This is a genomic window from Halobacillus sp. HZG1 (assembly GCF_035818575.1).
GTDB classification, from domain to species: Bacteria; Bacillota; Bacilli; order Bacillales; family Halobacillaceae; genus Halobacillus; species Halobacillus litoralis.
Map to the genome: position 1 here is coordinate 1 of NZ_JAYLVQ010000075.1, position 25,176 is coordinate 25,176.

A 25,176-nucleotide genomic window follows, 5' to 3' on the forward strand; every position below is an offset into this window, starting at 1 on the left:
GCTGCGAGACTCCCGTGGGAGAAAGGAGATCGGCGAGATCCCGCAGGGCGTAGCCCGAGGAAGCTCGGCACTCCCCCACAGGAAAGCGAGTAGCTTCCCAGCCACCCCTGACTCCAAATATGGCAAACGAAGCCCCCAAACATCTCGAAACTGAGTCTTCAAGAAACCTGCCAGTTTGTTGAATAACTTTTACTTATCGGTGGTTATGAGCGTTGGTAGACGATTTCCTCGTCTACGACGGTCATGGTAACCGTTGCGTCTGCAAGTTCATGTGATTTCAGTGCAAAAAGATCTCTGTCTAATACGGTAAAGTCTGCGAGGAATCCTTCCTGAATCATCCCTTGTTCATTCTCCTTATGAATCGCCTGCGCACTTCCTTTCGTGTAAAGGGAAATGGCCTCATATACCGTAAGCTTCTCTTCCGCTTGATAGACGGCGTGATCATAAGACGCTCTTCTATCTACGGCGGCACGGATGCCTAACAGCGGATTGATTTCTTCAATCGGGGCATCTGATCCGCCTGCACATTTAATTCCTGCATCAAGCAGTGTTTTCCATGAGTAGGAATTCTTTAACCTTAAATTCCCGAGTCGTTCCATGACCCACGGAAAGTCAGAAGCAACGAAGGTTGGCTGTATATCCAAAACGACATTTAAGCGCTGCAATTGATGAATTAACGCAGGACTTAGAATTTGTGCATGGATGATACGGTCACGTTCTCCATTCTTAAGAGGATTGGACGCAATGGCGTTGGCCACAGCTTCCACCGCTCCGTCACCAATGGCGTGGACAGCCACCGGCATATCTCTTTTCCTTGCTTCTTTTACAAGTTGATCAAGCTCTTCGTCTGTATGGATAGCTACTCCATAGTTTTCCGGATCATCTGCATATGGATCTTTCAACCAGGCTGTTCTTCCACCTAAAGCTCCATCAGAGAAGATTTTCAAAGCCCCTAATTCCACGAAGTCCGTCCCTTTTTTGAACCCAAGTTTTTCTTGATCTACCTGTTCAATGACGCCATGATGAATTAGAAGATGAGCACGGAATTTTGTTACCTTACCGTCAATGACATGCAGAAAAGCGTCGTATGTTTTTTTGAAACCACCATAGTAATTCAAGTCTTCACTATGGCCTCCAACAAGACCATAAGAATGCATATCCTTAACTGCTAAGTCGGTAGCTTTCCTTAAATACTCAGGCGTAACTTCAGGCATGGCCGCTTTGATAAGTTCCTGTGCCTGATCATGGAAAAATCCAGTCGCTTCTCCGTCTTCCCCTCTTACAATGACACCACCCTGAGGGTCCTGGGTACCTCTTTCGACCCCAGCCATGTTCATGGCTTTTGTATTGGCTAGTAAGGCGTGGCGGCAGACCCTTGTAAGCATCATCGGATGTTCCGAAGAAATTTCATCAAGTTCATCTTTATGTATGATGCGTTTTTCTTCCCATTGGTTTTCATTCCAACCATCACCGATGATCCATTCTCCAGGTGGCAGTTGTTCTGCGTGCTGATGTAAGGCCTGTTTCACTTCTTCTGCAGATTTCATAAAAGAAAGATCGAGCCTCATTAAACGTTCTCCGTGGCCGATGATGTGTAAATGACTATCGGTAAATCCAGGGTACATGACAGCCCCTTTCAGATCATGTTCTTCCGTAATTTCATCTTTGTAGGTTTGATATAAAAGCTGTGTATCACCAACCGCTTTCACCTTTCCTTGGGAAGTCACAATCGCTTCCACCCATTCGCCTTCTTTTTTCATCGTATATATTTTCCCACCATACCAGAGCTTCACTTTTAACACTCCCTCTTTCTTCCTTTTATCTATACCATAAGCTATATGTGGAAAGAAATGAAGTACAAGCTATTAAAAGAATGACCACGATTGTCTCGAATGGTATTAGAGGTCAATTCCTTATCAGTATAATTATTTCCTAGAAAATAAAAAAGCTCTGGCCATTAAGGCCAGAGAGATAACTCTACAGTAAATCATCAAATTCGTCGTCTTTCTGCCCTGATTGATGATCAGGAAAGACTTCAATGGTATAGGATTCTTCCAATGCTTTTTCAATATCCTCCGAGAAATCTGAATTGGATTCATAATAATTGGCATTTTTGCGTGTCGGCTTCGTTTTAGGAGCTTTCGGAACGAATACAGTACAACAATCTTCAAATGGGCGGATAGATATATCATACGTTCCAATTTTTCTGGAAATATCGATAATTTCAAGTTTGTCCATAGAAACTAGCGGCCTGATAATCGGGTAATTAGTAACCTCATTAATCGTATGCATGCTTTCCATCGTCTGACTGGCGACTTGACCAAGGCTTTCGCCGGTAGTGATGGAAAGAAGATCATTCTTAGCAGCCAATTGCTCACTGATTCGCATCATCATTCGGCGCATGATCGTCATACTGTACCCTTCCGGCATTTCACGATGAATCTTTTGCTGAATTTCTGTGAAAGGAATAACATGGATTTTAACTTTTGAACCGAACTTTGATAAAGCTTGAGCAAGATCGATGACTTTTTGTTTCGCCCGTTCACTTGTGTAAGGAGGAGAATGAAAATGAATCGCTTCAATTTCAACACCACGTTTCATCGTCAAATATCCGGCGACAGGACTATCGATTCCGCCTGAAAGCATCAACAAACTCTTCCCTGTTGTACCGACTGGCAGTCCACCCGCTCCTTTGTAATCTTGTGCCGTCACATAACACCCTTCGTGACGAACTTCTACTTTTATTTCTACATCAGGATTGTGTACATCGACCTTTACGTCTTCCGTTTGACGGAGGATATGGCCCCCCAATAACGGGTTGAGCTCCTGTGAAGGAATAGAAAAAGTTTTATCTGTCCGCTTTGATGAAATCTTGAACGTACGTGCATTCTTTGCATCATGAAAGGCAAGCATCACTGCTTCTTTCATTAGCTCCTCTTCTTTTTCCACTTTGACAGCGAAACTGAGGCTGTGAATACCGAAGACCTCCTGGCATTCTTTCATTACCTCATGTGGATTTTCTCCATTCAGCAGGACAAACATGCGCCCTTGTGTTTTTTTAATCGTTGTATTTGGATACTTCCTTAGCTTTATAGCAATGTTACTTTGCAGTTTTTGTTCAAATGCACGTTTATTCTTCCCTTTCAACGCCATTTCACCGTATCGAATCATAATTCGATCAAAATTCATTATGCTCACCCCATCGTCGCTTGTAAGTTTTCAACTGTTTGATCTAATTTTTTCAGGAACAGATCGATTTCCTCTCTTCTATTGCTTGTAGAAAGACTAACGCGCAAAGCGGATGTCGTCCGTTCATAGTCCAAGTTACATGCCTTGAGAACAGCGCTCACGTCCGGCTGTTTGGAAGAACAGGCAGATTTGGTTGAAATAAATATGCCTTCTTCTCCAAGAGCGTGAATAATGACTTCAGGTTTATATCCTGGGATAGAAAAATTCACAATATGGGGAGCCCCGTCCTCCGGTGAATTGATCCTACAAAAGTCTCGGAGCATGAGCCCTTCCCATAACATCTTTCTCATTCCACTTAAGTGGTCAATTTTTTGTTCGCGATTTTCATGAAGCAGACGAAGAGCTTTTACAAACGCTACTGTCCCAGGCAAATTTTCTGTCCCTGCTCTTACTTCTGCCTCTTGATTTCCTCCATGCAACAATGGAAAAATACGCACGTGCTTTTGCATGAGTAAAGCCCCTGTCCCTTTCAATCCATGAATCTTATGACCAGAAAGAGTACAAAGATCAATGCCCCAATCATTTAAGGATAACTCTATTTTTCCTAACCCTTGAACATGATCGACATGAAAAAATACTTTAGGGTAAGGTTTGAGTAATTCACCAATTTTTTGCACGGGCTGAATGGTACCTAGCTCATTGTTCACGCTCATGACACTGACAAGAATCGTATCATCTCTTAACGCTTGCTTTATATCTTCAGGATTAACTTTCCCGTTCTGATCAACATTTATATAAGTGACTTCAAAACCCAATGTTTCCAGTGCCTTGAATGCTTCCATCACAGAGGGGTGTTCAATCTCAGTCGTAATCAAATGTTTCCCTCTGGTTTGATGTTGAAGCGCAACCCCTTTGATCGCCATATTATTTCCTTCTGTACCCCCGGATGTGAAGACCACTTCCTGTGGAGAGACGTTTAATAGCTGGGCCGCTTGTTTTCTGGAACGATCCAATAAGCGTTCAGCTTCACTCCCGAAACGATGGACGGATGAGGGATTGGCAAAATATTGGTCGGCGACTTTTTGAAAACTCTCCAAAACTTCGTCATGCGGATGAGTTGTGGCACTGTTATCTAGGTAAATCATGGGCTCTGACTCCTTTGTTTTCGAATTGCAGCTCATTATTTTATCATAACATGAAGTCAAATGGAACACTTGGTTTAGGAACAAAAAAAGCACCTGCCTCAGCAGGTGCTCTTCATCTTAACTGTTGTCCGTATCATTTAATTTAAGAGATTTAAGGAGAGTATCGATACTTAGTTTTCCATCTTCACGGACATCCTTGACCCATTCTTTCGTCAAAGTCTTTTCTCCGATGATTGTTCCACTAGCCTCATCATCCACTCCTACGTTTCTTTCAAAGAAATCAACGATTCGCTGATCATTTAAATTTTTACCTTCTGAATTCATAGACCTGGTAAAACTATGCTCCCCGCTCTCTAACACACCCGCATCCGCGTTTATAGAAAATACGGTAAAAACACTTGCCCAGGTAAGAACGGTTGCTGAAATTAATCCGATGATGATTCTTTTCTTCAAATGAAACACTTCCTAAACCAGGACTTCTTCCTCTTTATCAATTTTAGACAATGCAGCTGGATCTACTTCTTCAATGGCCTCTTTTGCTAGAGAAAGTGCTTGATCATAATGATAAGACCTGAATCTTTCCTCTGCTTCAAGAAGTTTAGCAGCTAAGATCGGGTATTTGCTTCTATAACGATTGCCGCATTGAATGACTCGTTCAGCAAGTTGAGCTGTCTCCATAACCGTTTCAGCATCCTGACTCAACTGCTCAGTCATACCCATAGCTTCATCAAGTTTTTCATTGACTACAACCATATCCAGTGGCTTTGCTTCAAGGCTTTGAAATACCTCATCCACTTTGTAGCTCGCCGTTTTCATATCTTCATAGATAGCAGTAGGAATGCCCGGGATGTTGCTTCTCTTTAGACGTCGATGAGTATCTAAGAGAAGGCTCTCCATCTTCGTCAACTTTTGTTTAGCTTCTCTTTCATCTTTTCTGAGGTTTTGTACACGCTCATGGAAATATTTATGCTTTTCTTCGAGTTCTTGCAATTGTTTTTCGGTATCTTCTACCTCTTCACGGAGAAGAGAATAGGAGGTTTCTCCATCGTTTCGTCTGAAATCGAGGCTTGTCACCCGTTTACGCATTTGATTAAACCACTTTTTCAAGCTTCGGTGAGACTCCAAATGATCTTCCTCCACTTGATACGTTTGTTGGATTTCTTCTAATTCCCGTTCCGTGTCCGCCAAAACATATTCCAGCTCATCCAACTGAGCTTTAAGCGGTACAAACTGTTTCTCCACATAATGATGAGCTACTGCTTCTCTTTCCAGCAGCTGGTACATTTCCTGAATTCTTGTTTGAATTTCTTCTAACGACTCTTCGACCCCTGATTGGTCTCCCTGCTCCATTTGCACGAGCATTTCCTCCAGAGACCGCTCATAATTATGTAACTCCGGAAGAAAATCAAAATGAGAGATCCTGTACCCTTCCGCCTTCATCTCTTCCACACCATTTTTCAGCTCTTTCAACTGTTCAGGCAGATCAATTTTCACCTGTTTCAAACGATCAGGAAAATGTTGGACATCCTCCTGCAATTGTGTAGTCTCCTGCCGAATCGTTTGCACCAGGGTGTTTGCTTCAATGTAATCCCCCTGCTCGGTTAACTGTTCATATTTACTAAGCTTATCCTTCAATTCACCCACTCTTTGTTCAAAAACACGGACCGCTTTGCCATATTGATGGCGGTTTTGAATAAGTAGTTTGGTGAGCTCTTTCAATTCCGGCTCCATCGATTCAATTTCCAAGCGGCTCTGCTTTTCGGAATCAAGGAGGTCTTCCAGTTCTTGAAGCATCATTTTAATGTCTTCCTCAATGGCTACTAACTTTTTCTCTGTGTTTGCCAAGACCACTTTCACGCGTTTATAACGATAGCGATCCGCCGCTTCTTCTGCATCGAAAAGGTCTTCTTCCAGCTCAGGCAGTTCTTTTGTCAGGATTTGATCCCAACGGGCCCGCCAGGCTTCGAACTTTTCCTGTGTCTCACCGGAAAGGTTTAAACTTTTCACTTTGGATAATTCTTCAGTGACGCGCCGGTTCATGATATCCATTTTCCAACCTTCCAGGCGATCCACTTCATCATAGACCTTTTTCCGCCAAATCAGCCCTATGATGAACAATGCGATGAGTAGTAAAATAGCCCCGATGACGAACTTCATAAATAGCCTCCTTACAATAAACGTGCCATACGGATGTATTCCGTTCCGAATTGTGATTTAGTTGTCTATAATGATACCATGTAAAACATCCTTTTGGCTAAAATATTTCAAATTTATTATCATATTGACAAAAAATTCAAGCACAAAGGAGAGACGACTATGATTGATGGTCACATCCATACCCCATATTGCCCACATGGATCTTCAGATACCCTTAAAAGTTACATTGAACAAGCCATAAAATGCGGGTATCAATCCATGACATTCACAGAACACGCACCGCTGCCCTCAACGTTTGAAGACCCCGTGCCGGAAAAAGATAGCGGGATGTCTTTAAACCAAGTGGAAGAATATTTAAAAGAAATCGATCAATTAAAAGCAGCATACAAAAAGGATATTCATATTAAGAAAGGATTTGAAGTTGACTATATCGAAGGGTATGAAAAAGAGGTGGAAAGCTTCCTCCATACTTATGGTCCCTCTCTTGATGACAGCATCCTATCCGTTCACTTTTTACAAGGACAAAGCCGGTGGTACTGTATCGACTACAGCCCGGACACGTATAGAGAAGCCCTTCATGATTTTGGCGGGGTCGACCAACTTTATGAGGCCTACTACAAAACACTTACCCGATCGGTTCTCAGTGATTTAGGTGAATACAAGCCGTCCAGGATTGGTCATATGACACTTGTAAAGAAGTTCCAGAAACTCTATCCCGCACCGGCTAATTGGGAAGAGCTGGCTCATTCATTTCTCAAACTTGTTAAGGATCGAGGATACACCCTTGATTATAACGGTGCAGGAGTTGTGAAAGAGCATTGCAAAGAGACTTATCCGCCATTAAAAATGGCACGAAAAGCCTCTTCGATGGGTATACCTTTAATCTATGGTTCTGATGCTCATACGTCATCAGGTCTGGGGCAAGGATATAGCTCTGTCGATTCTCAGATTCTCAAGCTTTAGCAAGCTCCTGGACGGAACGATGATCGTTCATAAGTCCACTATACATGTCTACAAAGTGATTGAGAGAAGCATCTGTAATAAACGGATCTTTAAACTCATGTGGCATCATGAACGGAGCATTTAAGAGTCCTTTTAATTGAAGCAGGCATAATTTTTCTTTGAATGTCACATCAATGTGGGAGTTTTTATGGAAAAGGATTTGGGTAAGCAAGTGATTCTCTTTCGCCAGGTAAGTGACGAGCATTTCTCTTGCAAACGTCGTGTTTAACGTCAGCTCCCTATTTAACAAACAGGATAGTTGATAATTGGACTGTTTATAATGTAGAATTTTTTTCACTAATTCATTTAGACGATATTCGCCTTCTGAGGGTTGCTCGTTTTCCAGCATTTCAAGATAAGGCTCAAAATAGCTGACAGCGAGCGATTCAAAAAGGCCTTGCTTGCTCTTAAAGTAGTAATGGATCAGCGAGACATTGACATTAGCTGCCTTCGCGATATCCCGGACAGATGTTCCATTGAAACCTTGGCTGTAAAAAAGGCGGCAGGCTACATCTAACACTTTGTCACGCGTTACGTTTGGTCGGCTCATTATTTTTCCCCCTCAGGAAAGGATTCTCTATATTTGTTGGATTTCCTGCTTGCAATCGTCCATCAAATACCGACAGAAAACTCTAGTTTTTGTCGAATACTATATGCTCAGGAGGTATCAAGATGTTTCAAGCGACTTCTTACTCAGGTTCAAAAAATGAAAAATATGATTTGGTCATCAAACAATTAAAGGCTCTTATTGAGGACGAGCCGGATCAAATCGCTAACTTATCCAATGCATCCTCTCTCCTCAACCAATTCTTAGATGATGTGAATTGGGTCGGCTTCTATTTGTGGAAAGAAGACCAGCTCGTTCTTGGGCCTTTCCAAGGCCTTCCCGCATGTGTTCGAATCCCGTCAGGCAAAGGGGTTTGTGGTACAGCTGTAGCCGATAACGAAGTTCAGCGCATTGAAGATGTACATGCGTTTCCAGGTCATATCGCTTGTGATGCCGCAAGCCAATCTGAAATAGTCGTTCCCATTTTAAAAGATGGTGAAATTTTCGGTGTCCTTGATATCGACAGCCCTTCCAAAGGAAGATTCGATGAAGTGGATGAGGAGAAATTGGTCGAATTCGTACAAACCTTACAAAAATACATTTAACACAAAAAAGCCGCTGGAGTGGAAAACACTCCAGCGGCTTCTTTGTCAGCTTCTTTCTTTTATTGGGTGAGCCGTTACAATTCGATTTCTTCCTGAACTTTTGGCTTTATATAAAGCTTGATCCGCCTGTTGGACAATTTGTTTACGTGTGGGTCTGACCCATTCTGCCTTCCACGGAGCAATCCCGCAGGAAACAGTTACAGCAGGAGAAGTGGACATCGCTATCTTTTCACGGATCATTTCGGTCAAATCGTGGGCTTTTTCAGATGGAAGCATCGGAAGGTAAACCGCTAGTTCTTCTCCACCCCACCGTGCAGAAAGGCCATGATTCCCTATCACTGCTTTGATAATATCACCGACCTGACAAATGACCTCGTCCCCCACCTGGTGACCATAGGTATCATTGATCTTCTTAAAATTATCGATATCAAAGAGAATCAAACTCCCTTGCTCATCATGTTTGACATGTTTCTCCACGCATTGGTCCAAATGAACCCTTGAATGAAGTTTGGTCAGATAATCAGTGATGACCGCTTCCTCCAACTTCTCTCTCAGGATTGAATTCGCAAAAGCAAGCGTAGAATGAGCGACAAGCGATTGCAGAAGTTTGAATGACTCAAATGTAAAATAATATGGCTCTTTATGGAGGACAATCGCAAGACCGCTGATATGTTCGTGGTCTTTCATTGGAACGGCCATCAGAGAACGGTAAGGCAAAACATGTTCAATTGGTTTTGCATCCAAATCACCTATGAAAAGCGGGCCCTCTTGATGAGATATGGATTCTTTCACATAATGGATAAGCGGCCTTGAGGCAGACGAAGCGAAATATTCTGTACTCCCCTCTAGAACGGTGGGAATCCCAGGTTCTTCGTATGTTACAAATCCGACTTCATCCGCATCAAAAGACTGTTGAATTTTATAAGCCATATAACGAATCTTCTCAGTTAATCGCATATTGGAGTTGAGTTTTTGTGATGTAGAGTTAATCAGTTGCAAATCACTGTTTAACTTTCTTGATTGCTGATAGAGCTGAGCATTTTCAAGTGCCTTCCCTGCTGTGTTTGCTATGAAAATGAAAAATTCGATATCTTTTTTTGGAAAATGTAAATATTCCGGGGTTACAACTTTCAAAACTCCATAGATGCCTTGTTTTCCTTTAAGAGGAGCGTATAGAATTGATCGCTTTTCTACCAGATGGTCTTCCATTTGTACTTCGCCTGTTAAATAAGCCTGTGTACTTGCACTTGAATCAAGATCCATGTCATAGGTGAGCTCACGGACAGGGAGGTCATTATCTTTCGTGTAATCATTCGACAACAATAAATAGTATTGAAAATCCGGATAGGTTTTTCTTAGAGTTTCAATAATTTCCTTTAACACTCCATCTGTATCGATAGAGGAATGGAAGTGAGAAGTTACTTTGTATAACAACTCGTATTTTTTCTCTTCCTCCATGGACGTGTAAAACCCTTCAATCTTTTTAATACATTTCGTAACCTCTGACCCCATCGCATGCAGGAAATCCTCCTGCATATGTAAGGCAGCCGCTCCCTTCAGAACCAGATAACCAAAGACATTTCCCCCAGAGTGTAGTGAGGTGACCCGCAACGAAGACCCCACTTCTTTCACATCTATAATATGTTGTAGGTCGGATTGATTCGGCGTCTGGGTATATAAATCATGGAGAGAAAAATGACTTCTCAGTGATTCTCTCATGTACTTGTCCTTTGAATGGATTTGAAACCACCCTTTCCATTCATCCAGCAAATATATAGCACAAAAAGAGGCTTCGGAAAATTTCTTTATTTCATCAGTCAGGTTGACAACAAACTGTTCATACGTATAGGGTGATTCTGAAACAAAATATCGGAACAGACGACTTTGCAGTTTTTCCATTCTCTTCTTGATGAGGGATTGGACAATCATTCGACTCACCTATCTTCCCTAACAAACATTTTGAGTATATTGTACCATTACTTTAATCACGAAAACGACCTTGAATATGTAAAAATTTATCTTATTACCTGTTTACTATTATATCATTCTAGATTTGTTTGCCTGGAATCAGCCAACCATCCCTTTTTCAAACTGCATCTATCAGGAACATCGGCATAAACACCAGAAAAACGATAGGTACGAACCATAATGGGGCCTTTCACCAACATGGGGATTCCCCCAATAAATATAAAAAATACTATAATCACTATATTTCTACGATCCACTCTTCCATACTCGACACCTTTTTTATTTCCATCCCCTTGACTTCCGTATCTATAAGGATTACAATGTTCGTTGTGTAAAATAAATGGCAGCCTATGTGAACCACCATTGTCATCATTTTGTTCCTCTCTTTGAGGTGCATCGTGTAACTCTCTGCTGCTGGGGCGAAGGTGCATGAAAACATAATGAGCAATGATCGAAGGGACACACTGTTTTTATTTTATGCAAAATAAAATAAAAAGGAGGAAATTCCTATGGCACGTTACACAGGTCCAACCTGGAAAAAATCACGTCGTTATGGTATTTCTTTAAGCGGAACTGGTAAGGAGCTTGAAAAGCGCCCTTACGCTCCTGGACAACACGGTCCAAACCAACGTAAAAAACTATCCGAATTCGGTCTTCAACTACAAGAGAAGCAAAAGCTTCGTTTCATGTACGGTTTGACTGAGCGTCAATTCCGTCGCTTGTTTGAAGAAGCGGGTAACATGAAAGGGATCCACGGTGAAAACTTCATGATCCTTCTTGAATCCCGTTTGGATAATATCGTTTACCGTCTAGGTCTAGCTCGTACGCGCAACCAAGCTCGTCAGCTAGTTACTCACGGTCACGTTACAGTAGATGGCGGTCGCGTTGATATCCCATCTTACCGCGTAGCTCCTGGTCAAATGATCAGCCTTCGTGAAAAATCTCAAAAGCTTAACGTCGTAGAAGAAGCGATCGAAGTAAACAACTTCGTACCAGAATATCTTACTTTCGACGAAGACAAGCGTGAAGGAACGTACACTCGTTTCCCTGAGCGTTCTGAGCTTCCTTCTGAAATCAACGAAGCACTTATCGTTGAATTCTACTCTCGTTAATATCTGCTCTTGCAGATCAACGATAAAGCGTCTTTGGAATGTTATTTACATTTCAGAGGCGCTTTTTATTTTCATTAAATGGAAAAGGAATTACGCTCCTCTAAGTAATCCATAAATAAAGAGGCGGACCACAACGGTCCGCCTCTTTGCTTTGTTATTGGAACTTAACCAAGAAATACTTTTTCTTTCCACGGCGGATAATGGTAAAGCGATCCTCAATACGATCTTCCTCACCGATTGTATGCTTAAGATCCTGATTCCGTTCTCCGTTAATGTAAACGGCCCCATTACCGATGTCCTCGCGCGCCTGACGCTTGGAAGAAGAAATGCCTGCATCCACGAGCAGATCGAGCAGCTGCGGTTCTTTTTCTTCGGAATGGTAAGTCGGCACATCTTTAAATCCTTGCTCGATTTCTGCGCCTGATAAAGCTTTGATATCTCCACTGAATAAAGCCGCAGAAATGCGCTCCGCCTGTTTCAAGGCTTCCTCATCATGAACGAGCTTGGTCATTTCTTCAGCGAGACGACGTTGAGCCACACGCTTTTCAGGCTGGCTTTCTACCTCTTTTTCCAACTCAGTGATTTCTTCTACGCTTAAGAAGGTGAAATACTTCAAGAAGCGGATGACATCCCGGTCATCTGCGTTGATCCAGAACTGATAGAATTCGTAAGGAGATGTTTTCTCAGGATCAAGCCAGATGGCTCCACCAGCCGTCTTCCCGAATTTTGATCCATCCGCTTTCGTAATCAATGGGACAGTCAAACCATAGGCTTCCACTTCTTCTTCTCCAGCTGCAGATCGTCTCAGCAGTTCAAGACCGGCTGTAATGTTCCCCCACTGATCGCTTCCACCGATTTGAAGCGTGCAATTTTCTTTTTGATACAACTGTTGGAAGTCAAGAGACTGCAAGATCATGTAAGAGAATTCTGTATAACTGATCCCCTGTTCAATACGGGACTCTACAGAATCTTTCGCCAACATATAGTTGATTCCAAAATGTTTCCCGGTATCCCGGAGGAAATCGATAATGGTCATTTGAGATAACCATTCATGGTTATTGCGCGCAACCGCCGCATTTTCTCCTTCATCAAAATTCAGGATTCTCGCTAATTGTTCTTTAATACTCTCACTGTATCCCTGAACAACCTCTGCACTGTTCAATTGTCTTTCACTTGAGCGGCCACTCGGGTCCCCGATCATTCCCGTACCGCCACCGACAAGCGCAATCGGACGGTGCCCTGCTTGCTGGAATCTTTTCAACATGAGTACTGGAAGCAGGTGTCCAATATGAAGACTGTCCGCTGTCGGATCAAAGCCGCAGTAAAGCGTTACTTGTTCTGACGCCAGGTGTTTTTTTAAACCTTCTTCGTCTGTCATCTGATTGATTAAACCACGTTGTTGCAAATCCTTCAAAATATCCATTGGATCACTCCTCATTCTTTAATAGATAGACTTGTGCTAAGGTCTAAGAGATGAATTTTCTGAATACAAAAAAAGACCTCGCTCCCTGTAAAAAGGGACGAGGTCTCGCGGTACCACCCTTGTTGCACACACGTATCATGTGCCACTCCGATCGATAACGGCATTTCACCGTCTTCTGATTCATACCAGAAGAATGCTCCAGGTCGTAATTCAAAAACAACTGTGTACCGACTCTCACCCACCATCGGCTCTCTGAAACAGGGAATTGTTTTTTACTCCAGTCCTTCAACGCACATATATTCATCTACGTATATATTTATCACAACACAACCCAAAAAGCAATAAACCAGGAGGAGAATTATATCCTATCTTCCTTGGGTGTGTTATAATATTGGTGGATTTTTTAGGAGGTATTATCATGTCTAATAAACCGGAAAACGGGCGAAAAAAGCTGGATATACGCTCTTTATGGCAGAGTGGCACCATCCAGAAAAATGGCCGGATCACCTATGATGTCGTATGGAACGTCATCTTATTTTTTATCATCATCGGTGTTATCGGGTTATTCTTCGCAGGTGGTGTAGGCGCCGGCTATTTCGCTTCTCTTGTGAAAGATGAAGAGGTCAGAAGCGAAGAGCAAATGAAAGAAACGATTTATAACTATTCGGAAACCTCAACCATGTTCTTCAACGATGAAAAAACAGAGATTGGAGATGTCAGGTCGGATCTCTATCGTGAAGAAGTCCAATTAGAGCAGATTAATGAACATTTAAGTAATGCTGTAATTGCGACAGAGGATGAATATTTCGGAGAACACAAAGGTGTGGTTCCGAAAGCGGTCATGCGGGCTGTTGTTCAGGAAGTGACCAACTCCTCCGTCAAAACAGGTGGAAGTACCTTGACCCAACAGCTGGTCAAAAACCAAATCCTGACGAACGAAGTATCGTTTGAACGTAAAGCCAAAGAAATGCTGCTGGCTTTAAGAATCGAACGATTCCTTGATAAAGATGAGATTTTGGAAGCCTATTTAAACATCGTACCTTTTGGCAGGAATGCGAATGGTCAAAATGTGGCAGGCGTACAAACAGCAGCTCAAGGAATTTTTGGAGTGGATGCTAAAGATTTAACATTAGCACAATCCGCTTATATTGCAGGATTACCTCAATCACCCTTCGGATATACCCCTTTCTATAATGACGGATCGATAAAAGAACCAGAAAATTTAGAAGCGGGAATCGACCGCATGCACGAAGTTCTTGAACGTATGCATGAGGCTGAATACATCACTCAGGCAGAGTATGATGAAGCGATGAAGTTCGAGATTAATGAAGAAACATTAACAGATCCAAAAGCTACGGTTCTGGGTACTTATCCTGCTATTAACCAGGAAGTCCAAGGTAGAGCGAAAGCACTCATTAAAGATCACTTAATGAAAGAAAACGGTCATACCGAAAAAGACCTTGCAGAAGACGACGAGTTAAGTGAGGAATATGAGACGATGGCAGAGCGTGAACTTTCTGCCGGAGGATACCAGATTCATACCACACTAGACAAAGAAGTCTATGATGCTATGCAGAAAGTGAGAGATTCCTATACTGAAGGTAACTGGCCATGGGGTAAAGAAACGGTCTTGAACAGTGAAGGGGAGAAGGTCAAGGTTGATTCGCCTCTCCAGCTGGGAAGTATAATTATTGAAAACTCCACAGGCAAGATTTATGGTTTCATCGGTGGATATGATTTTGAAGAAGAAAACCTCAACCACGCAACGCAGGCCCGCCGTTCTAACGGAAGTACCATGAAGCCATTACTGGTCTATGGCCCTAGTTTCGACATGGGGGCAGCTCAGCCTGGTTCTGTAATTGCAGATGTTCCTTTTTACTATAATAGCGGGAAGGAAGTTCGTAACTTCTCGAGAAACCATAGAGGGTTTGTCTCTGCACGTTATGCCCTTGCCAAATCATATAACGTTCCTGCAGTAAAACAATACAAAAAAATTCAATCTCAAAAGCCTGTAGAAAACTATTTAGTTAAAATGGGAATGGAAGAGAATTTAGTTAAAGATGACTACACGAATGAGTCAATGGCACTTGGTGGACTTAGGTACGGAATTACAGTAGAAAATAACGTAAACGCTTATGCTACATTTGGAAATAAGGGTAAATTCGTTGATGCGTATATGATAGAAAAAATAGAAACAAAAGACGGAGATACCATCTATGAACATCAAGCGGAAGAAACAGAAGTGTACAGCCCGCAGGCAGCTTACCTTACTATTGATGTCATGCGTGATGTATTGGAATATGGAACAGGTTCTAGGGTCCGTGGTTTGCTTTACAATAGAGGCGTCGACTGGGCTGGCAAAACCGGAACGTCACAATCGACCAGAGATTCCTGGTTTGTAGCGACAAACCCTAATGTTACGGTCGGCATGTGGACTGGTTTTGCAGAAGGAAACATGCAGAACTTAAACTACAACTCACGTACGCAGGGCTTATGGGCGGACGTTGTCAATGCCGTGTCTGAACTCCGACCAGAATTAATGGTTCCAAAGAACGACTTCCAAAGCCCGGGTGGTTTGGTGACGCGTTCTTATTGCGCCACATCAGGACTGCTGGCCTCTGACCTATGCTCTTCTGTTGGGCTTGCCAAGAGCGATCTATACGATGCCGACTATGCACCAACAAAAGTAGACGACAGCTTGATCAGCGGTGATTTTGTCCGTGTCAAAGATCAACTGGTCGTAGCAGGTCCGAATACACCTGGTGAATTCATTATTGATGGTGGAGGCGTTACTCTCAGCCCTGAATTCTTAGAAGAAAATGGGTACACAAGCTCTGAAGTATTAAGAGAACTCTTGCCGAATTCAGGCGCATGGTCCAATGTGGCTCTTCCTTCTACGGATAGTATCGGATCGACCGCTTCTTCCATTGATAATGATGGACAGGCACCAGCGGCACCAGGGTCCGTGAGCGCTAGTGGATCGGCCATTTCCTGGTCACCTTCCTCCAGCAGTGATGTTGTAGGATACCGCGTTTATCGCGCTTCTACACCAGGAGGATCATTCACTCAAATTGGAAGTACAGTCGACAATTCTCTTGGATTCTCAGGAGGAAGCGGAATTTATGCCGTAAGAGCCGTAGATTACTTCGGTCAGTCTTCGGGATTATCCGGAACGACGACTGTAGGAAATCCCGGCGCACCAGAACCTTCTGATGATCAAGACACCTCCTCTAATAACTCAGGAGGAAATTCAAACTCAGGAAATGATTCTTCCAATAACGGAGCTTCCAATGATGGGGACGGAAACTCCAACGGTTCGAATGGAAATGATTCTGGAAATGATGAAGGAAATTCAGATGGTGGACAGTCAAACGATGGTGAAGGATCTGGAAACAACGATTCTGGAGACAGTGGATCTGGAGACGATAACTCCGAAGGGAACTCCGGTGAGGACTCTGGCGGAGAAGGATCTGACGATGGCACTGGAGATGGTTCCGGTTCTGACTCTGAAGAGGATTCTGACTCTGGTGACGGGTCAGAAGGTAATGATTCTGGAGCAGATGATGTATCAGATTCTCAGGAAAATTAAATCATGAATTAAAATCCGATCGGCTTGCCGGTCGGATTTTTCCATACATCATGAAAAACAAGCATGGTTTCATGTATAATGGAGGAAATTAGCAAATTAATCTATTAATCTATGTCAGGTGGTGGCTGAATGAATCATGAAAAGACGTATCATTACGAGGCATTTGACACAGAACATGGACCTGTCATCGTAGAAGGTCCATTGCCCTCTGAAGATCTAGAGAAGTACACGTTCCATGAAGGTTTGACGGCCTTCCGTCCCCCGGAAAAACAATTTGAGGCCATTAAAGGGATTGCAGACTTCGAAGAAGGACGTATTATTATTGCGAGGCACAATGAGGAAATCATCGGTTATGTTACCTATCTCCATCCAGATCCTCTTGAACGTTGGTCAGAAGGAAATATGGAAGACCTCATAGAGCTTGGAGCAATTGAAGTCATACCAAAATTCCGCGGCTATCGAATTGGCTCGCGTCTATTAAAAGTCTCCATGATGGATGAATATATGGAAAACTATATCATCATTTCTACGGAATATTATTGGCACTGGGACCTTAAAGGTACAGGACTGAACATATGGGATTATCGAAAAGTCATGGAAAAAATGATGGCAGCAGGAGGACTTACTCCCTCTCCTACTGACGATCCAGAAATCATATCCCACCCTGCAAACTGCTTGATGGTGAAGATAGGAAACCATGTCTCTGATTCATCTGTTGAACAATTTGATAAATTGAGGTTCTTAACAAGGCATCAATATCGCACGAGGAGGTAGTCATATGTTAGTGGAAGAAATCATGAAAGAGAAAGTCATTACCCTTTCGCCTGAAGAAACCATTGAAAAAGCTTTGAAACTCCTTCACGAACATCATATTCGTCATATCCCAATCATCAACGAAGAAAATGAAGTCATTGGCATCGTCTCAGACCGTGATGTCAGAGATGCAAGTCCTTCAGTCTTTGACAAAGAAACCGCTCATGAAGAGCTGAAAAATCCAATCCGATCCATCATGACCTCGCCCGTAACAACAGTACATCCGCTGGATTTTGTTGAAGAAGTGGCCTCCATTTTTTATGAGCAGGAAATTGCCTGTGTCCCTGTGACTCGAGATGAAAAACTGGTAGGAATTATAACGGAAAAGGACATGTTGTACACGCTCATTCAACTGACGGGAACTCATGTCCAAAGTTCACAGATTGAAGTTAAAGTGATCAACAAACCCGGAATACTGCCTCAAGTAACTCAAGTGTTCGGTAAAAGAAAAGTGAATATCAGCTCTGTCCTCATCTATCCCTATAAACCGGATCCCAAATATAAAATCATAGTGGTAAGGATCCAAACCATGAATCCCCTGCCTACGATTGAGGACTTGAAATCTGAAGGCTATGAAGTACTGTGGCCTCAAATGCCAGGGATTCCAACATGACCTGTCATGCTGGATTTGTGTACTCCGAAGAATTCACGACATACCGCTTTCGCGACGATCATCCTTTCAATCAAATGCGTGTGGTGATGACAAAAGATTTGTTAGAATCTGCAGGTGCGTTATCTGAGAAGGACATCATTGCTCCACGCTTGGCCACAGAAGAGGAATTGTCGCTTGCGCACAGCAAAAAGTATATTGAAGCTGTCAAAAAAGCAGGGCAGGGGTTATTGACAGAAGATGAGGGTATGGAGTTCGGGATCGGCACCGAAGATACGCCAATTTTTAAAGGCATGCATAAAGCGTCCCAGTTGCTTGTTGGAAGTACATTATCTGCCATAGATGCAGTTATGGAAGGAAAGGTGCAGCACGCATTGAATCTCGGCGGTGGTTTGCACCATGGCTTTGAACGTAAAGCCTCTGGTTTTTGCATCTATAATGATGGAGCCGTAGGCATTAAATATATCCGCGAAAAGTACAAGGCTAAAGTCTTGTATGTGGATACCGATGCGCACCACGGAGATGGCGTACAATGGGCTTTTTATGACGATCCGAACGTGTGCACTTTTTCCATTCATGAAACTGGACGATACCTCTTTCCTGGCACTGGCAACGTCAATGAACGTGGACTAAAAGAGGGGTACGGTTATTCGTTTAATATCCCCATCGATGCTTTTACAGAAGATGAATCTTTTTTAAGTGTTTATGAATCCGCTTTCAGAGAAATTGTCGATTTCTTCAAACCGGATGTCATTGTTACTCAAAACGGTGCAGATGCTCATCATTTTGATCCTTTAACTCACTTATGCTCCACGATGAAAATTTACGAAGCTATCCCAAAACTGGCTCATGAACTTGCTCATGAATACTGTGAAGGGAAATGGATTGCTCTTGGAGGAGGCGGGTATGACATCTGGCGAGTGGTCCCACGAGCCTGGGCACAAATTTGGAAGGTAATGAATGATCAAACCCCTTTCCAGGGGGCCCTCCCAGTGGAATGGGTTCAAAAATGGCAAAAAGAGGCTCCGGTGGACTTGATGGAAACCTGGCATGACCCCCCTCATGCATTCAAACCAATTCCGCGCCGGGAAGAAATAACAGAAAAAAATAAAAAAGTGTTAGCAAAAGCCTTACAATTAATCCACAATCAGAAGAAGTTCAATACTAATTCTATGTAAAAAAAAGCCACTACTCTCTTGCAGTAGTGGCTTTCATTAAGTAGAGGAGCTTTCGTAATCCGGGTCAAGAATCACAATTTCCACTCTCCGGTTTTTACTCCAATTTTTTTCTGAATCATTCGGTGCTACAGGTCTTGTTTCTGCATAAGCGACAGCAGTAAAACGCTTGGGGTCTAACCCTTCCGTGTTTGTAAGGATATAGCGGATGACGCTGCTGGCTCTAGCACCAGATAACTCCCAATTTGAGGGATAACGATAAGTATTGATCTGCCGATTATCGGTATGCCCCTCTACTTTAACGAAATTCGGAATATTCGTTAAGAGGGTACCAACTTTCGTTAAGAAAGGTTTTGCCCCATCAAGGATTTCAGCACGGCTCGTTTCAAACAGCAACTGTTCTTCTAAGACCAGTACAATCCCCCGCTCTGTTTGAGTAGCTGCAATGATGTCACTCAGGTCGTTCTCTTTAAGATATTCATCGACTTCTTCTTTTAACGCTTCAAGTTCTTCCGTCTGCTCATCCTCTTTAGATGCCACATGATCAGGCGTATCTACAGGGTCTTCAAACTCATTGTTTTTTTCCCCGTTCTCTTGAATTTTCGTCTGTTCTGTTGGATAGTCGCTCTCGATAGCTGATGGATAAAAGTCAAAAATCATCCGGTTACGGAAGGACTCTGCTATGGCTTCAAATTTCACTAAATTAATTTGAGACATGGAGAATAAAAGAATGAAAAACACAAGTACCAGTGTAATCATATCCGCATATGTAGTCATCCATTTGGGTGCGCCTTTATTCTTTTCCCTTCTACGCTTAAGATTCATTAGCAGTAGCTCCTAATGGATCTTCCTCTACTTGTTCCTTTTCTTCTACTTTCTTATCACTTTCAGATAAAAATGCGCTCAGTTTTTCTTCCAGAATTTTAGGATTCTGCCCAGACTGCACACCAATAACACCTTCAATGATAACTTGTTTTATGAATATCTCTTCATACGTTTTGTTTTCAAGCTTTCCAGCCATTGGGATAAAGACAAGGTTGGCAAGCAATGTACCATAAAAAGTAGTAAGCAGGGCTACAGCCATTTGAGGACCAAGTGTTGCAGGATTGGATAAGCTTTGCAGCATAAGGACGAGACCAATCAATGTCCCAATCATTCCCCATGCCGGGGCATATTCTCCTGCCTTCTCAATGATAGCTCTCCCTCTTTGATGACGCTCTTCAACGGCCACGATTTCTGCTTTCATAATGTCATTGATGACCTCTGGTTCAATACCATCTACAGCAAGAAGGATTCCTTTCTTAATAAAGGGATCTTCCACTTCTTCCAGTTCTGTCTCAAGAGCAAGTAAACCCTCTCTCCTTGCTTTTTCAGATAAGCTTACAAACAAGGAAATCAATTCTCTTAAATTCAAGTCACTCGTTTTAAAAGCCTCTTTAGTTACACGGAACGTCAGCTTCACTTCTCTCATATTGAAGTTTACTAGAATCGCTGCTGCAAGCCCCCCAAGAACGATTAAGATCGAAGACACTTGAATAAACGACTTAAATCCTCCGAAACCAGCGTTTGCCATGATCCCAAACATGACCATGGCAAAACCGACTGTAATTCCGATGGGAGTCAATAAATCTTTTTTTGTCATTCCACTCTCACCTCAGTTTCGAACAAGTACCTTATAGTACATATATCGGTACTATTTCTGCTGAGTTGAGTTTCTTTCGATAATTCTATGCGGCAAAATGACATTCTGCTCTTCTACTTCTTCTTTATTCATGAATTTCGTAAGAAGACGCATGGCCACGGCACCAATATCATACATTGGCTGCACGACTGTAGAAAGCGTCGGACGCACCATCGTAGCTAGGCGGGTGTTATCAAAACCAAAGACTTCTATGTCCTCCGGAACACGAATGCCACGGTCTTGCGCACCATGGATGACACCAAGTGCCATCTCATCTGAAGAAACGAAAATTGCCGTTGGCTGGTTGTCCATCTCGACAATCTGTTCTAATGCTTCAAGGCCAGAATCATAGGAGTAATCGCCTGTAACCATCCATTTTTCCGGCTGTTCTTCGCCACTTTCCTTCATAGCACGTGCAAAGCCTTCTACTTTTTCAGTATTAATGACCGTGTTTTCAGGACCAGAAACAAAAGCAATACGTTTGTTATTTTCAAGCAGCAGCTTTGTTGCATCATAAGCAGCTTCTTCGTAATTAATATTTACGGATGGAGTTTCTTTTGTCTCATCTACCGTGGCAGCAAGTGCAATAGGGACAGAAGAAGTTTTGAATTCACGGATATGATCTTCTGTAATATCTCCGCCCATGAAGATCAAGCCATCCACTTGTTTTCCTAACATGGCATTGATTAAATGAAGCTCTTTATCTTTATTCTGATCGGAGTTACTCAGAATAATATTGTAATTGTACATCGTTGCGATATCTTCAATTCCCCGCGCTAGTTCCGCAAAGAAAATACTGGAGATGTCAGGAATAATTACTCCAACAGTTGTCGTTTTCTTACTTGCTAATCCACGAGCGACCGCGTTCGGTCGATACCCTAGTCTTTCAATGGCGTCATGTACTTTTTTACGTGTCGCCGGCTTAACATTCGGATTCCCATTCACAACCCTTGAAACCGTCGCCATCGATACATTTGCCTCTCTCGCTACATCATATATTGTTACATTCATCATGCATCCTCCTTCGTCAAATCCAGTCGTTCATTTTTGTTCAATAGGATAATCATACGATAAATCGCTTACCCGCGCAATATTCGTAGCTTTTCTCTGTATTATTATACCCTAATTATTATAACGGATAGCCGTTTCCCTGCAAAAGAATAAGATAAAAGGACCTCCCACCCTTGATATCTCTATTTAAGTTACTGACGTGAGAAGAGCTTGAAAACAAAAAAAAGTTAGGCTAGCTGACCAGCCTAACTTTTCACTTCCATTGTTTGTTCTATAAAACATTACACTTGTAAAATGGGGGTCTTTATTTTATTTTTTTAACTCTTCCATGAAAGCATGGAACGTAGGGATATCCATTTGTTGCGCTGAATCAGACAGGGCTACAGCTGGATCAGGGTGAACCTCTGCCATGACTCCATCTGCACCGATGGCTAGAGCTGCTTTGGCCGCAGGTAATAGGAGATCACGACGACCGGTAGAGTGTGTGACATCCACCATTACAGGCAAGTGAGTTTCCTGTTTTAAAATAGGTACAGCAGAGATATCCAGGGTGTTTCTCGTCGCTTTTTCATACGTGCGGATGCCTCGTTCGCAAAGAATGATATCCTGGTTTCCTCTCGAGATGATGTATTCCGCTGCATTTATGAACTCTGAAATTGTAGCAGACATTCCTCTTTTTAATAGGACCGGTTTATTTACAGAACCTGCTGCTTTAAGAAGTTCAAAGTTTTGCATGTTACGTGCACCGATTTGGATAACATCCAAGTAATCCAGGGCTTCTTCCAAGTCTGCAGGGTTTACGATTTCACTGACAACCGCTAAATCTTGTTCGTCAGCGGCCTGCTTGAGCATTTTTAGACCTTCAATACCAAGTCCCTGAAAGTCGTAAGGAGATGTTCTCGGCTTGAATGCACCTCCGCGCAAAAGTTTAAGCCCTTGGTCTTTAACAGCCTTTGCAACTGTCGATACTTGTTCATAACTTTCTACGGAACAAGGCCCCATAATGAAAGAGGGTGATCCATTTCCGACTTTTTCTCCCTTGATTTCTACTACTGTGTCTTCAGGCTTTTTCTTACGTGATACAAGCAGAGCCTTCCTGTGATCATCTTCTTGCAACTCTAAAGCTGCCTTGAAGATTTCCTTGAATAAGTGAACGATTGTTGAATCCTCGAAAGGACCTTTGTTATGTTGAGATAATTGATTGAGCATCGCTCTTTCCCTAACAGGATCAAAGCGGTTCATCCCTTGCTGCTCCTTGATTTGACCGATTTCCTTTACTAGATCACCGCGTTTATTGATTAAATTCAAAAGCTGTAAATTAACATCATCTAATTGGCTACGCAGCTGGTCAAGATTTTGATTACTCATTATGTTCGTCCCCCTACCAAGAATTTAGTGTTATGAAATGGATGAATACTTTAAATAATTAGGGACAATTATAGCTAATATTTCGACAGTTGTCACCCCTATAAAGGGTTTTCATGAAATTCTTTATCAAAAGTTTATCTAACCTTTATCAACAATACTGTCCTAAACCAAAAAAGGCCTGCTTTTTTACAGGCCTTGACGAAGTTAGACTTCCAATAATCTCTCTTTTGTGATGGCCGAATGACTGTCATGCCAAACAGCTTCTCCTTCTTGAAACTGAATGACCTGAGGTGACTCATGACGTACTCCAGTGAATTCAGCAATATGGTTGGATAGTTCCCTTGAATCCTGCACATAAAGTATGAAGCATGGAACAGATGTCTCTTCAGTAAAACGGAGAAACTGCTCTTGAGCTGCAGCACTGATCGGGCAAGTGAGACTATGCTTTAGTAAGAAAAACTCTTGATGCATTTCTACGATGTTTATAAATTCCTCTTTACTTTTAATCACTTCGTGTTTCACATGTATTCCTCCTTCAACAGAAAAGATGGAGGTTGATTGTTCAACCTCCATCTCACTTTTCATTATAAATTAGATGATGTCGTAGAATCTTGTTGCTTTTCAAGCTCTTGTGCAGCTTCTTCAATGGCTTCTGCCACTTCTTGAGCTGCTTTTTCAGCTTCATCTTCTTCACTTGAACGGAAGTTTTTCACTTTATCTTTCACAGCTCCACTGAACTGCTGGGATTTCTCTGACACGTTTTTAGAGAGTTGAGAAGAAGACTCTACGGCTTTATCTTTCCATACGCCACTTTTCTCATAAGCGACATCTTTCCACTCTCCAGCACGCTCTTTCCATTCACTGGAGCTACTATTGATATTGTCACGAAGTTCACGACCGGATTTTGGTGCGAACAATAGGGCTACGGCAGCTCCTACGAGTCCACCAATTAAAGAACCTAGTACGAAATCTCTTCCATTACCATTTTGTTGATTTTGTTGACTCATAAACGAATTCCTCCTTAAGATTTAGTCTCTTCTTTCTTTGCTTTCTTCCACAAATTGATGGCCACTTGCCCCCATTTCATGGCTTGGGCTGCTGTATCCGTGTTTTCATGAGCTGACTGGGTTAGCCCTTTGGATACAGATCGAATAGACTGATTGAACTCTTGAACTGTGTCACCAATTCCCTTGACCCCGTCTACTAAAGTATTCAACTTTTGTGACTTTTCTCCTACATCTTCAGCCAATTTATTGGTTTTATTCAAGAGCTCGGTTGTCTCTAAGGTGATTCCTTCCATTTGCTTTTCCACACCTTCAAGTGTGTCAGCAACGTTGTTCATTGTACGGCGCACAGCCGTCAGAGTCCTCGCCAAAAAGATGACAAGAACAGCAAAAGCCACTGCTGCAATTAGTGCAGCAATGTACAGAATAATAATCATTCCCCCTGCACACTCCTTCTTATGTAATCCACATAGTTTAATTTATACCCTAATTAGACATTTCTAAACGTAGTGGCTACTATAAATGGACTTATTCGCTATTGTATCCGGAAATTCCTTCATTAATCGGATATTTTGTTCGAAAAAGTTCCTTTTTGCTATTATCCTGCGATAAAAGTTTGATCCTACTTAGAGGTAGAGAAACCATCCATTTGAGTATAGGGTTCGTTTCACCTCTATTACAAATGGGGGTGGTTGGCAAGGATCGAGACTTGCCTGGGCAGCGAAGCGGCTTGACCACATAAAAGATACCTGATTCCGGCAAATTAAATCCTCAGCA

General features: G+C 42.4%; 23 protein-coding genes and 1 other annotated feature. Of the genes, 7 read left to right on the forward strand and 16 right to left on the reverse strand.

All coding sequences use genetic code 11. From position 1 onward, the window contains the following. Window positions 1–203: 203 nt before the first annotated feature. The 5 genes from VKA52_RS14805 to ezrA all read right to left on the reverse strand — a co-directional run bounded on the left by VKA52_RS14805 (window position 204) and on the right by ezrA (window position 6,491). Window positions 204–1,793 (reverse strand): amidohydrolase, encoded by a 1,590-nt coding sequence (locus VKA52_RS14805; RefSeq protein ID WP_326316241.1) that lies wholly within the window; start codon window positions 1,791–1,793, stop codon window positions 204–206. Between the two features lie 184 nt (window positions 1,794–1,977). Further along, window positions 1,978–3,189 carry a tRNA uracil 4-sulfurtransferase ThiI gene (gene thiI, locus VKA52_RS14810; RefSeq protein ID WP_326316242.1) on the reverse strand — a complete coding sequence of 404 codons (1,212 nt, stop codon included), beginning with the start codon at window positions 3,187–3,189 and terminating at the stop codon, window positions 1,978–1,980. A gap of 5 nt (window positions 3,190–3,194) precedes the next feature. After that, entirely contained in the window at window positions 3,195–4,334 is a 1,140-nt protein-coding gene (locus VKA52_RS14815; protein ID WP_326316243.1) for a cysteine desulfurase family protein, read from the reverse strand. Between the two features lie 117 nt (window positions 4,335–4,451). Beyond that, window positions 4,452–4,787: a hypothetical protein gene (locus tag VKA52_RS14820; RefSeq protein ID WP_326316244.1), complete on the reverse strand. Its 336-nt coding sequence runs from the start codon at window positions 4,785–4,787 to the stop codon at window positions 4,452–4,454. A 12-nt stretch (window positions 4,788–4,799) separates the two neighbouring features. After that, window positions 4,800–6,491 (reverse strand): septation ring formation regulator EzrA, encoded by a 1,692-nt coding sequence (gene ezrA / locus VKA52_RS14825; protein WP_326316245.1) that lies wholly within the window; start codon window positions 6,489–6,491, stop codon window positions 4,800–4,802. A 159-nt stretch (window positions 6,492–6,650) separates the two neighbouring features. Between ezrA and hisJ the strand changes: the two genes are divergently transcribed. Continuing rightward, entirely contained in the window at window positions 6,651–7,454 is an 804-nt protein-coding gene (gene hisJ / locus VKA52_RS14830) for a histidinol-phosphatase HisJ (RefSeq protein WP_326316246.1), read from the forward strand. Here the strand turns inward: hisJ and refZ are convergent. Further along, window positions 7,444–8,043, reverse strand: coding sequence for a forespore capture DNA-binding protein RefZ (gene refZ, locus VKA52_RS14835; RefSeq protein WP_160916278.1), 600 nt, complete (start codon window positions 8,041–8,043; stop codon window positions 7,444–7,446). The genes hisJ and refZ overlap by 11 nt on opposite strands. Before the next feature lie 122 nt (window positions 8,044–8,165). On the opposite strand from refZ, the gene VKA52_RS14840 reads away from it, so the two are divergent. Beyond that, window positions 8,166–8,645: a GAF domain-containing protein gene (locus VKA52_RS14840; protein WP_326316247.1), complete on the forward strand. Its 480-nt coding sequence runs from the start codon at window positions 8,166–8,168 to the stop codon at window positions 8,643–8,645. A 45-nt stretch (window positions 8,646–8,690) separates the two neighbouring features. Here VKA52_RS14840 and VKA52_RS14845 read toward each other — a convergent pair whose 3' ends face one another. Further along, window positions 8,691–10,544, reverse strand: coding sequence for a sensor domain-containing diguanylate cyclase (locus VKA52_RS14845; RefSeq protein ID WP_326316248.1), 1,854 nt, complete (start codon window positions 10,542–10,544; stop codon window positions 8,691–8,693). A gap of 143 nt (window positions 10,545–10,687) precedes the next feature. After that, complete coding sequence (locus VKA52_RS14850) at window positions 10,688–11,044, reverse strand: hypothetical protein (protein WP_326316249.1); 357 nt, start codon at window positions 11,042–11,044, stop codon at window positions 10,688–10,690. Window positions 11,045–11,122: 78 nt separating this feature from the next. Between VKA52_RS14850 and rpsD the strand changes: the two genes are divergently transcribed. Next, on the forward strand, window positions 11,123–11,725 hold the full coding sequence (gene rpsD, locus VKA52_RS14855; protein ID WP_160916284.1) for a 30S ribosomal protein S4: 603 nt from the start codon (window positions 11,123–11,125) through the stop codon (window positions 11,723–11,725). Window positions 11,726–11,879: 154 nt separating this feature from the next. On the opposite strand, the gene tyrS is transcribed toward rpsD, so the two are convergent. After that, entirely contained in the window at window positions 11,880–13,148 is a 1,269-nt protein-coding gene (tyrS, locus tag VKA52_RS14860; RefSeq protein WP_160916286.1) for a tyrosine--tRNA ligase, read from the reverse strand. Between the two features lie 90 nt (window positions 13,149–13,238). Continuing rightward, window positions 13,239–13,446: a binding site (T-box leader), on the reverse strand. A 120-nt stretch (window positions 13,447–13,566) separates the two neighbouring features. On the opposite strand from tyrS, the gene VKA52_RS14865 reads away from it, so the two are divergent. The 4 genes from VKA52_RS14865 (at window position 13,567) to VKA52_RS14880 (ending at window position 19,338) form a co-directional block, all read left to right on the forward strand. Further along, window positions 13,567–16,737, forward strand: a complete 3,171-nt coding sequence (locus VKA52_RS14865; protein WP_326316250.1) for a transglycosylase domain-containing protein — start codon at window positions 13,567–13,569, stop codon at window positions 16,735–16,737. 129 nt (window positions 16,738–16,866) lie between these two features. Further along, window positions 16,867–17,511 carry a GNAT family N-acetyltransferase gene (locus tag VKA52_RS14870; protein ID WP_160916290.1) on the forward strand — a complete coding sequence of 215 codons (645 nt, stop codon included), beginning with the start codon at window positions 16,867–16,869 and terminating at the stop codon, window positions 17,509–17,511. 4 nt (window positions 17,512–17,515) lie between these two features. Continuing rightward, window positions 17,516–18,163, forward strand: a complete 648-nt coding sequence (locus tag VKA52_RS14875) for an acetoin utilization AcuB family protein (protein ID WP_326316251.1) — start codon at window positions 17,516–17,518, stop codon at window positions 18,161–18,163. Then, window positions 18,160–19,338: an acetoin utilization protein AcuC gene (locus tag VKA52_RS14880; RefSeq protein WP_160916294.1), complete on the forward strand. Its 1,179-nt coding sequence runs from the start codon at window positions 18,160–18,162 to the stop codon at window positions 19,336–19,338. The genes VKA52_RS14875 and VKA52_RS14880 overlap by 4 nt, the downstream gene beginning before the upstream one ends. A 36-nt stretch (window positions 19,339–19,374) precedes the next feature. Here VKA52_RS14880 and motS read toward each other — a convergent pair whose 3' ends face one another. The 7 genes from motS to VKA52_RS14915 form a co-directional block, all read right to left on the reverse strand. Further along, window positions 19,375–20,160 (reverse strand): flagellar motor protein MotS, encoded by a 786-nt coding sequence (motS, locus tag VKA52_RS14885; protein ID WP_326316252.1) that lies wholly within the window; start codon window positions 20,158–20,160, stop codon window positions 19,375–19,377. Then, window positions 20,150–20,977, reverse strand: coding sequence for a flagellar motor protein MotP (gene motP / locus VKA52_RS14890; RefSeq protein WP_160916297.1), 828 nt, complete (start codon window positions 20,975–20,977; stop codon window positions 20,150–20,152). Before motP ends, motS begins: the two co-directional genes overlap by 11 nt. 51 nt (window positions 20,978–21,028) lie before the next feature. Next, the gene (gene ccpA / locus VKA52_RS14895) at window positions 21,029–22,027 is read right to left on the reverse strand and encodes a catabolite control protein A (RefSeq protein ID WP_160916299.1); all 999 of its coding nucleotides are present in this window, start codon (window positions 22,025–22,027) and stop codon (window positions 21,029–21,031) included. Window positions 22,028–22,336: 309 nt separating this feature from the next. Next, a complete protein-coding gene (locus tag VKA52_RS14900) occupies window positions 22,337–23,395 on the reverse strand; it encodes a bifunctional 3-deoxy-7-phosphoheptulonate synthase/chorismate mutase (RefSeq protein WP_160916301.1) in 1,059 nt (352 codons plus the stop codon). Between the two features lie 204 nt (window positions 23,396–23,599). Then, window positions 23,600–23,917 carry a bacillithiol system redox-active protein YtxJ gene (gene ytxJ, locus VKA52_RS14905; RefSeq protein WP_160916303.1) on the reverse strand — a complete coding sequence of 106 codons (318 nt, stop codon included), beginning with the start codon at window positions 23,915–23,917 and terminating at the stop codon, window positions 23,600–23,602. A 62-nt stretch (window positions 23,918–23,979) separates the two neighbouring features. Then, window positions 23,980–24,402 (reverse strand): YtxH domain-containing protein, encoded by a 423-nt coding sequence (locus VKA52_RS14910; RefSeq protein ID WP_160916305.1) that lies wholly within the window; start codon window positions 24,400–24,402, stop codon window positions 23,980–23,982. Between the two features lie 14 nt (window positions 24,403–24,416). After that, window positions 24,417–24,836 (reverse strand): DUF948 domain-containing protein, encoded by a 420-nt coding sequence (locus tag VKA52_RS14915; protein ID WP_089650496.1) that lies wholly within the window; start codon window positions 24,834–24,836, stop codon window positions 24,417–24,419. Between the last annotated feature and the right edge of the window lie 340 nt (window positions 24,837–25,176).

Excerpts from the sequence above, each read along its gene's own strand:
- ezrA (WP_326316245.1), bottom strand. The coding sequence starts at position 6,491 with ATGAAGTTCGTCATCGGGGCTATTTTACTACTCATCGCATTGTTCATC.
- thiI (WP_326316242.1), bottom strand. The coding sequence starts at position 3,189 with ATGAATTTTGATCGAATTATGATTCGATACGGTGAAATGGCGTTGAAA.
- VKA52_RS14910 (WP_160916305.1), bottom strand. The coding sequence starts at position 24,402 with ATGAGTCAACAAAATCAACAAAATGGTAATGGAAGAGATTTCGTACTA.
- VKA52_RS14850 (WP_326316249.1), bottom strand. The coding sequence starts at position 11,044 with ATGCACCTTCGCCCCAGCAGCAGAGAGTTACACGATGCACCTCAAAGA.
- rpsD (WP_160916284.1), top strand. The coding sequence starts at position 11,123 with ATGGCACGTTACACAGGTCCAACCTGGAAAAAATCACGTCGTTATGGT.
- VKA52_RS14915 (WP_089650496.1), bottom strand. The coding sequence starts at position 24,836 with ATGATTATTATTCTGTACATTGCTGCACTAATTGCAGCAGTGGCTTTT.
- motP (WP_160916297.1), bottom strand. The coding sequence starts at position 20,977 with ATGACAAAAAAAGATTTATTGACTCCCATCGGAATTACAGTCGGTTTT.
- VKA52_RS14875 (WP_326316251.1), top strand. The coding sequence starts at position 17,516 with ATGTTAGTGGAAGAAATCATGAAAGAGAAAGTCATTACCCTTTCGCCT.
- tyrS (WP_160916286.1), bottom strand. The coding sequence starts at position 13,148 with ATGGATATTTTGAAGGATTTGCAACAACGTGGTTTAATCAATCAGATG.
- hisJ (WP_326316246.1), top strand. The coding sequence starts at position 6,651 with ATGATTGATGGTCACATCCATACCCCATATTGCCCACATGGATCTTCA.
- VKA52_RS14870 (WP_160916290.1), top strand. The coding sequence starts at position 16,867 with ATGAATCATGAAAAGACGTATCATTACGAGGCATTTGACACAGAACAT.
- ccpA (WP_160916299.1), bottom strand. The coding sequence starts at position 22,027 with ATGAATGTAACAATATATGATGTAGCGAGAGAGGCAAATGTATCGATG.
- motS (WP_326316252.1), bottom strand. The coding sequence starts at position 20,160 with ATGAATCTTAAGCGTAGAAGGGAAAAGAATAAAGGCGCACCCAAATGG.
- VKA52_RS14880 (WP_160916294.1), top strand. The coding sequence starts at position 18,160 with ATGACCTGTCATGCTGGATTTGTGTACTCCGAAGAATTCACGACATAC.
- refZ (WP_160916278.1), bottom strand. The coding sequence starts at position 8,043 with ATGAGCCGACCAAACGTAACGCGTGACAAAGTGTTAGATGTAGCCTGC.
- VKA52_RS14865 (WP_326316250.1), top strand. The coding sequence starts at position 13,567 with ATGTCTAATAAACCGGAAAACGGGCGAAAAAAGCTGGATATACGCTCT.
- VKA52_RS14815 (WP_326316243.1), bottom strand. The coding sequence starts at position 4,334 with ATGATTTACCTAGATAACAGTGCCACAACTCATCCGCATGACGAAGTT.
- VKA52_RS14900 (WP_160916301.1), bottom strand. The coding sequence starts at position 23,395 with ATGAGTAATCAAAATCTTGACCAGCTGCGTAGCCAATTAGATGATGTT.
- VKA52_RS14840 (WP_326316247.1), top strand. The coding sequence starts at position 8,166 with ATGTTTCAAGCGACTTCTTACTCAGGTTCAAAAAATGAAAAATATGAT.
- VKA52_RS14845 (WP_326316248.1), bottom strand. The coding sequence starts at position 10,544 with ATGGAAAAACTGCAAAGTCGTCTGTTCCGATATTTTGTTTCAGAATCA.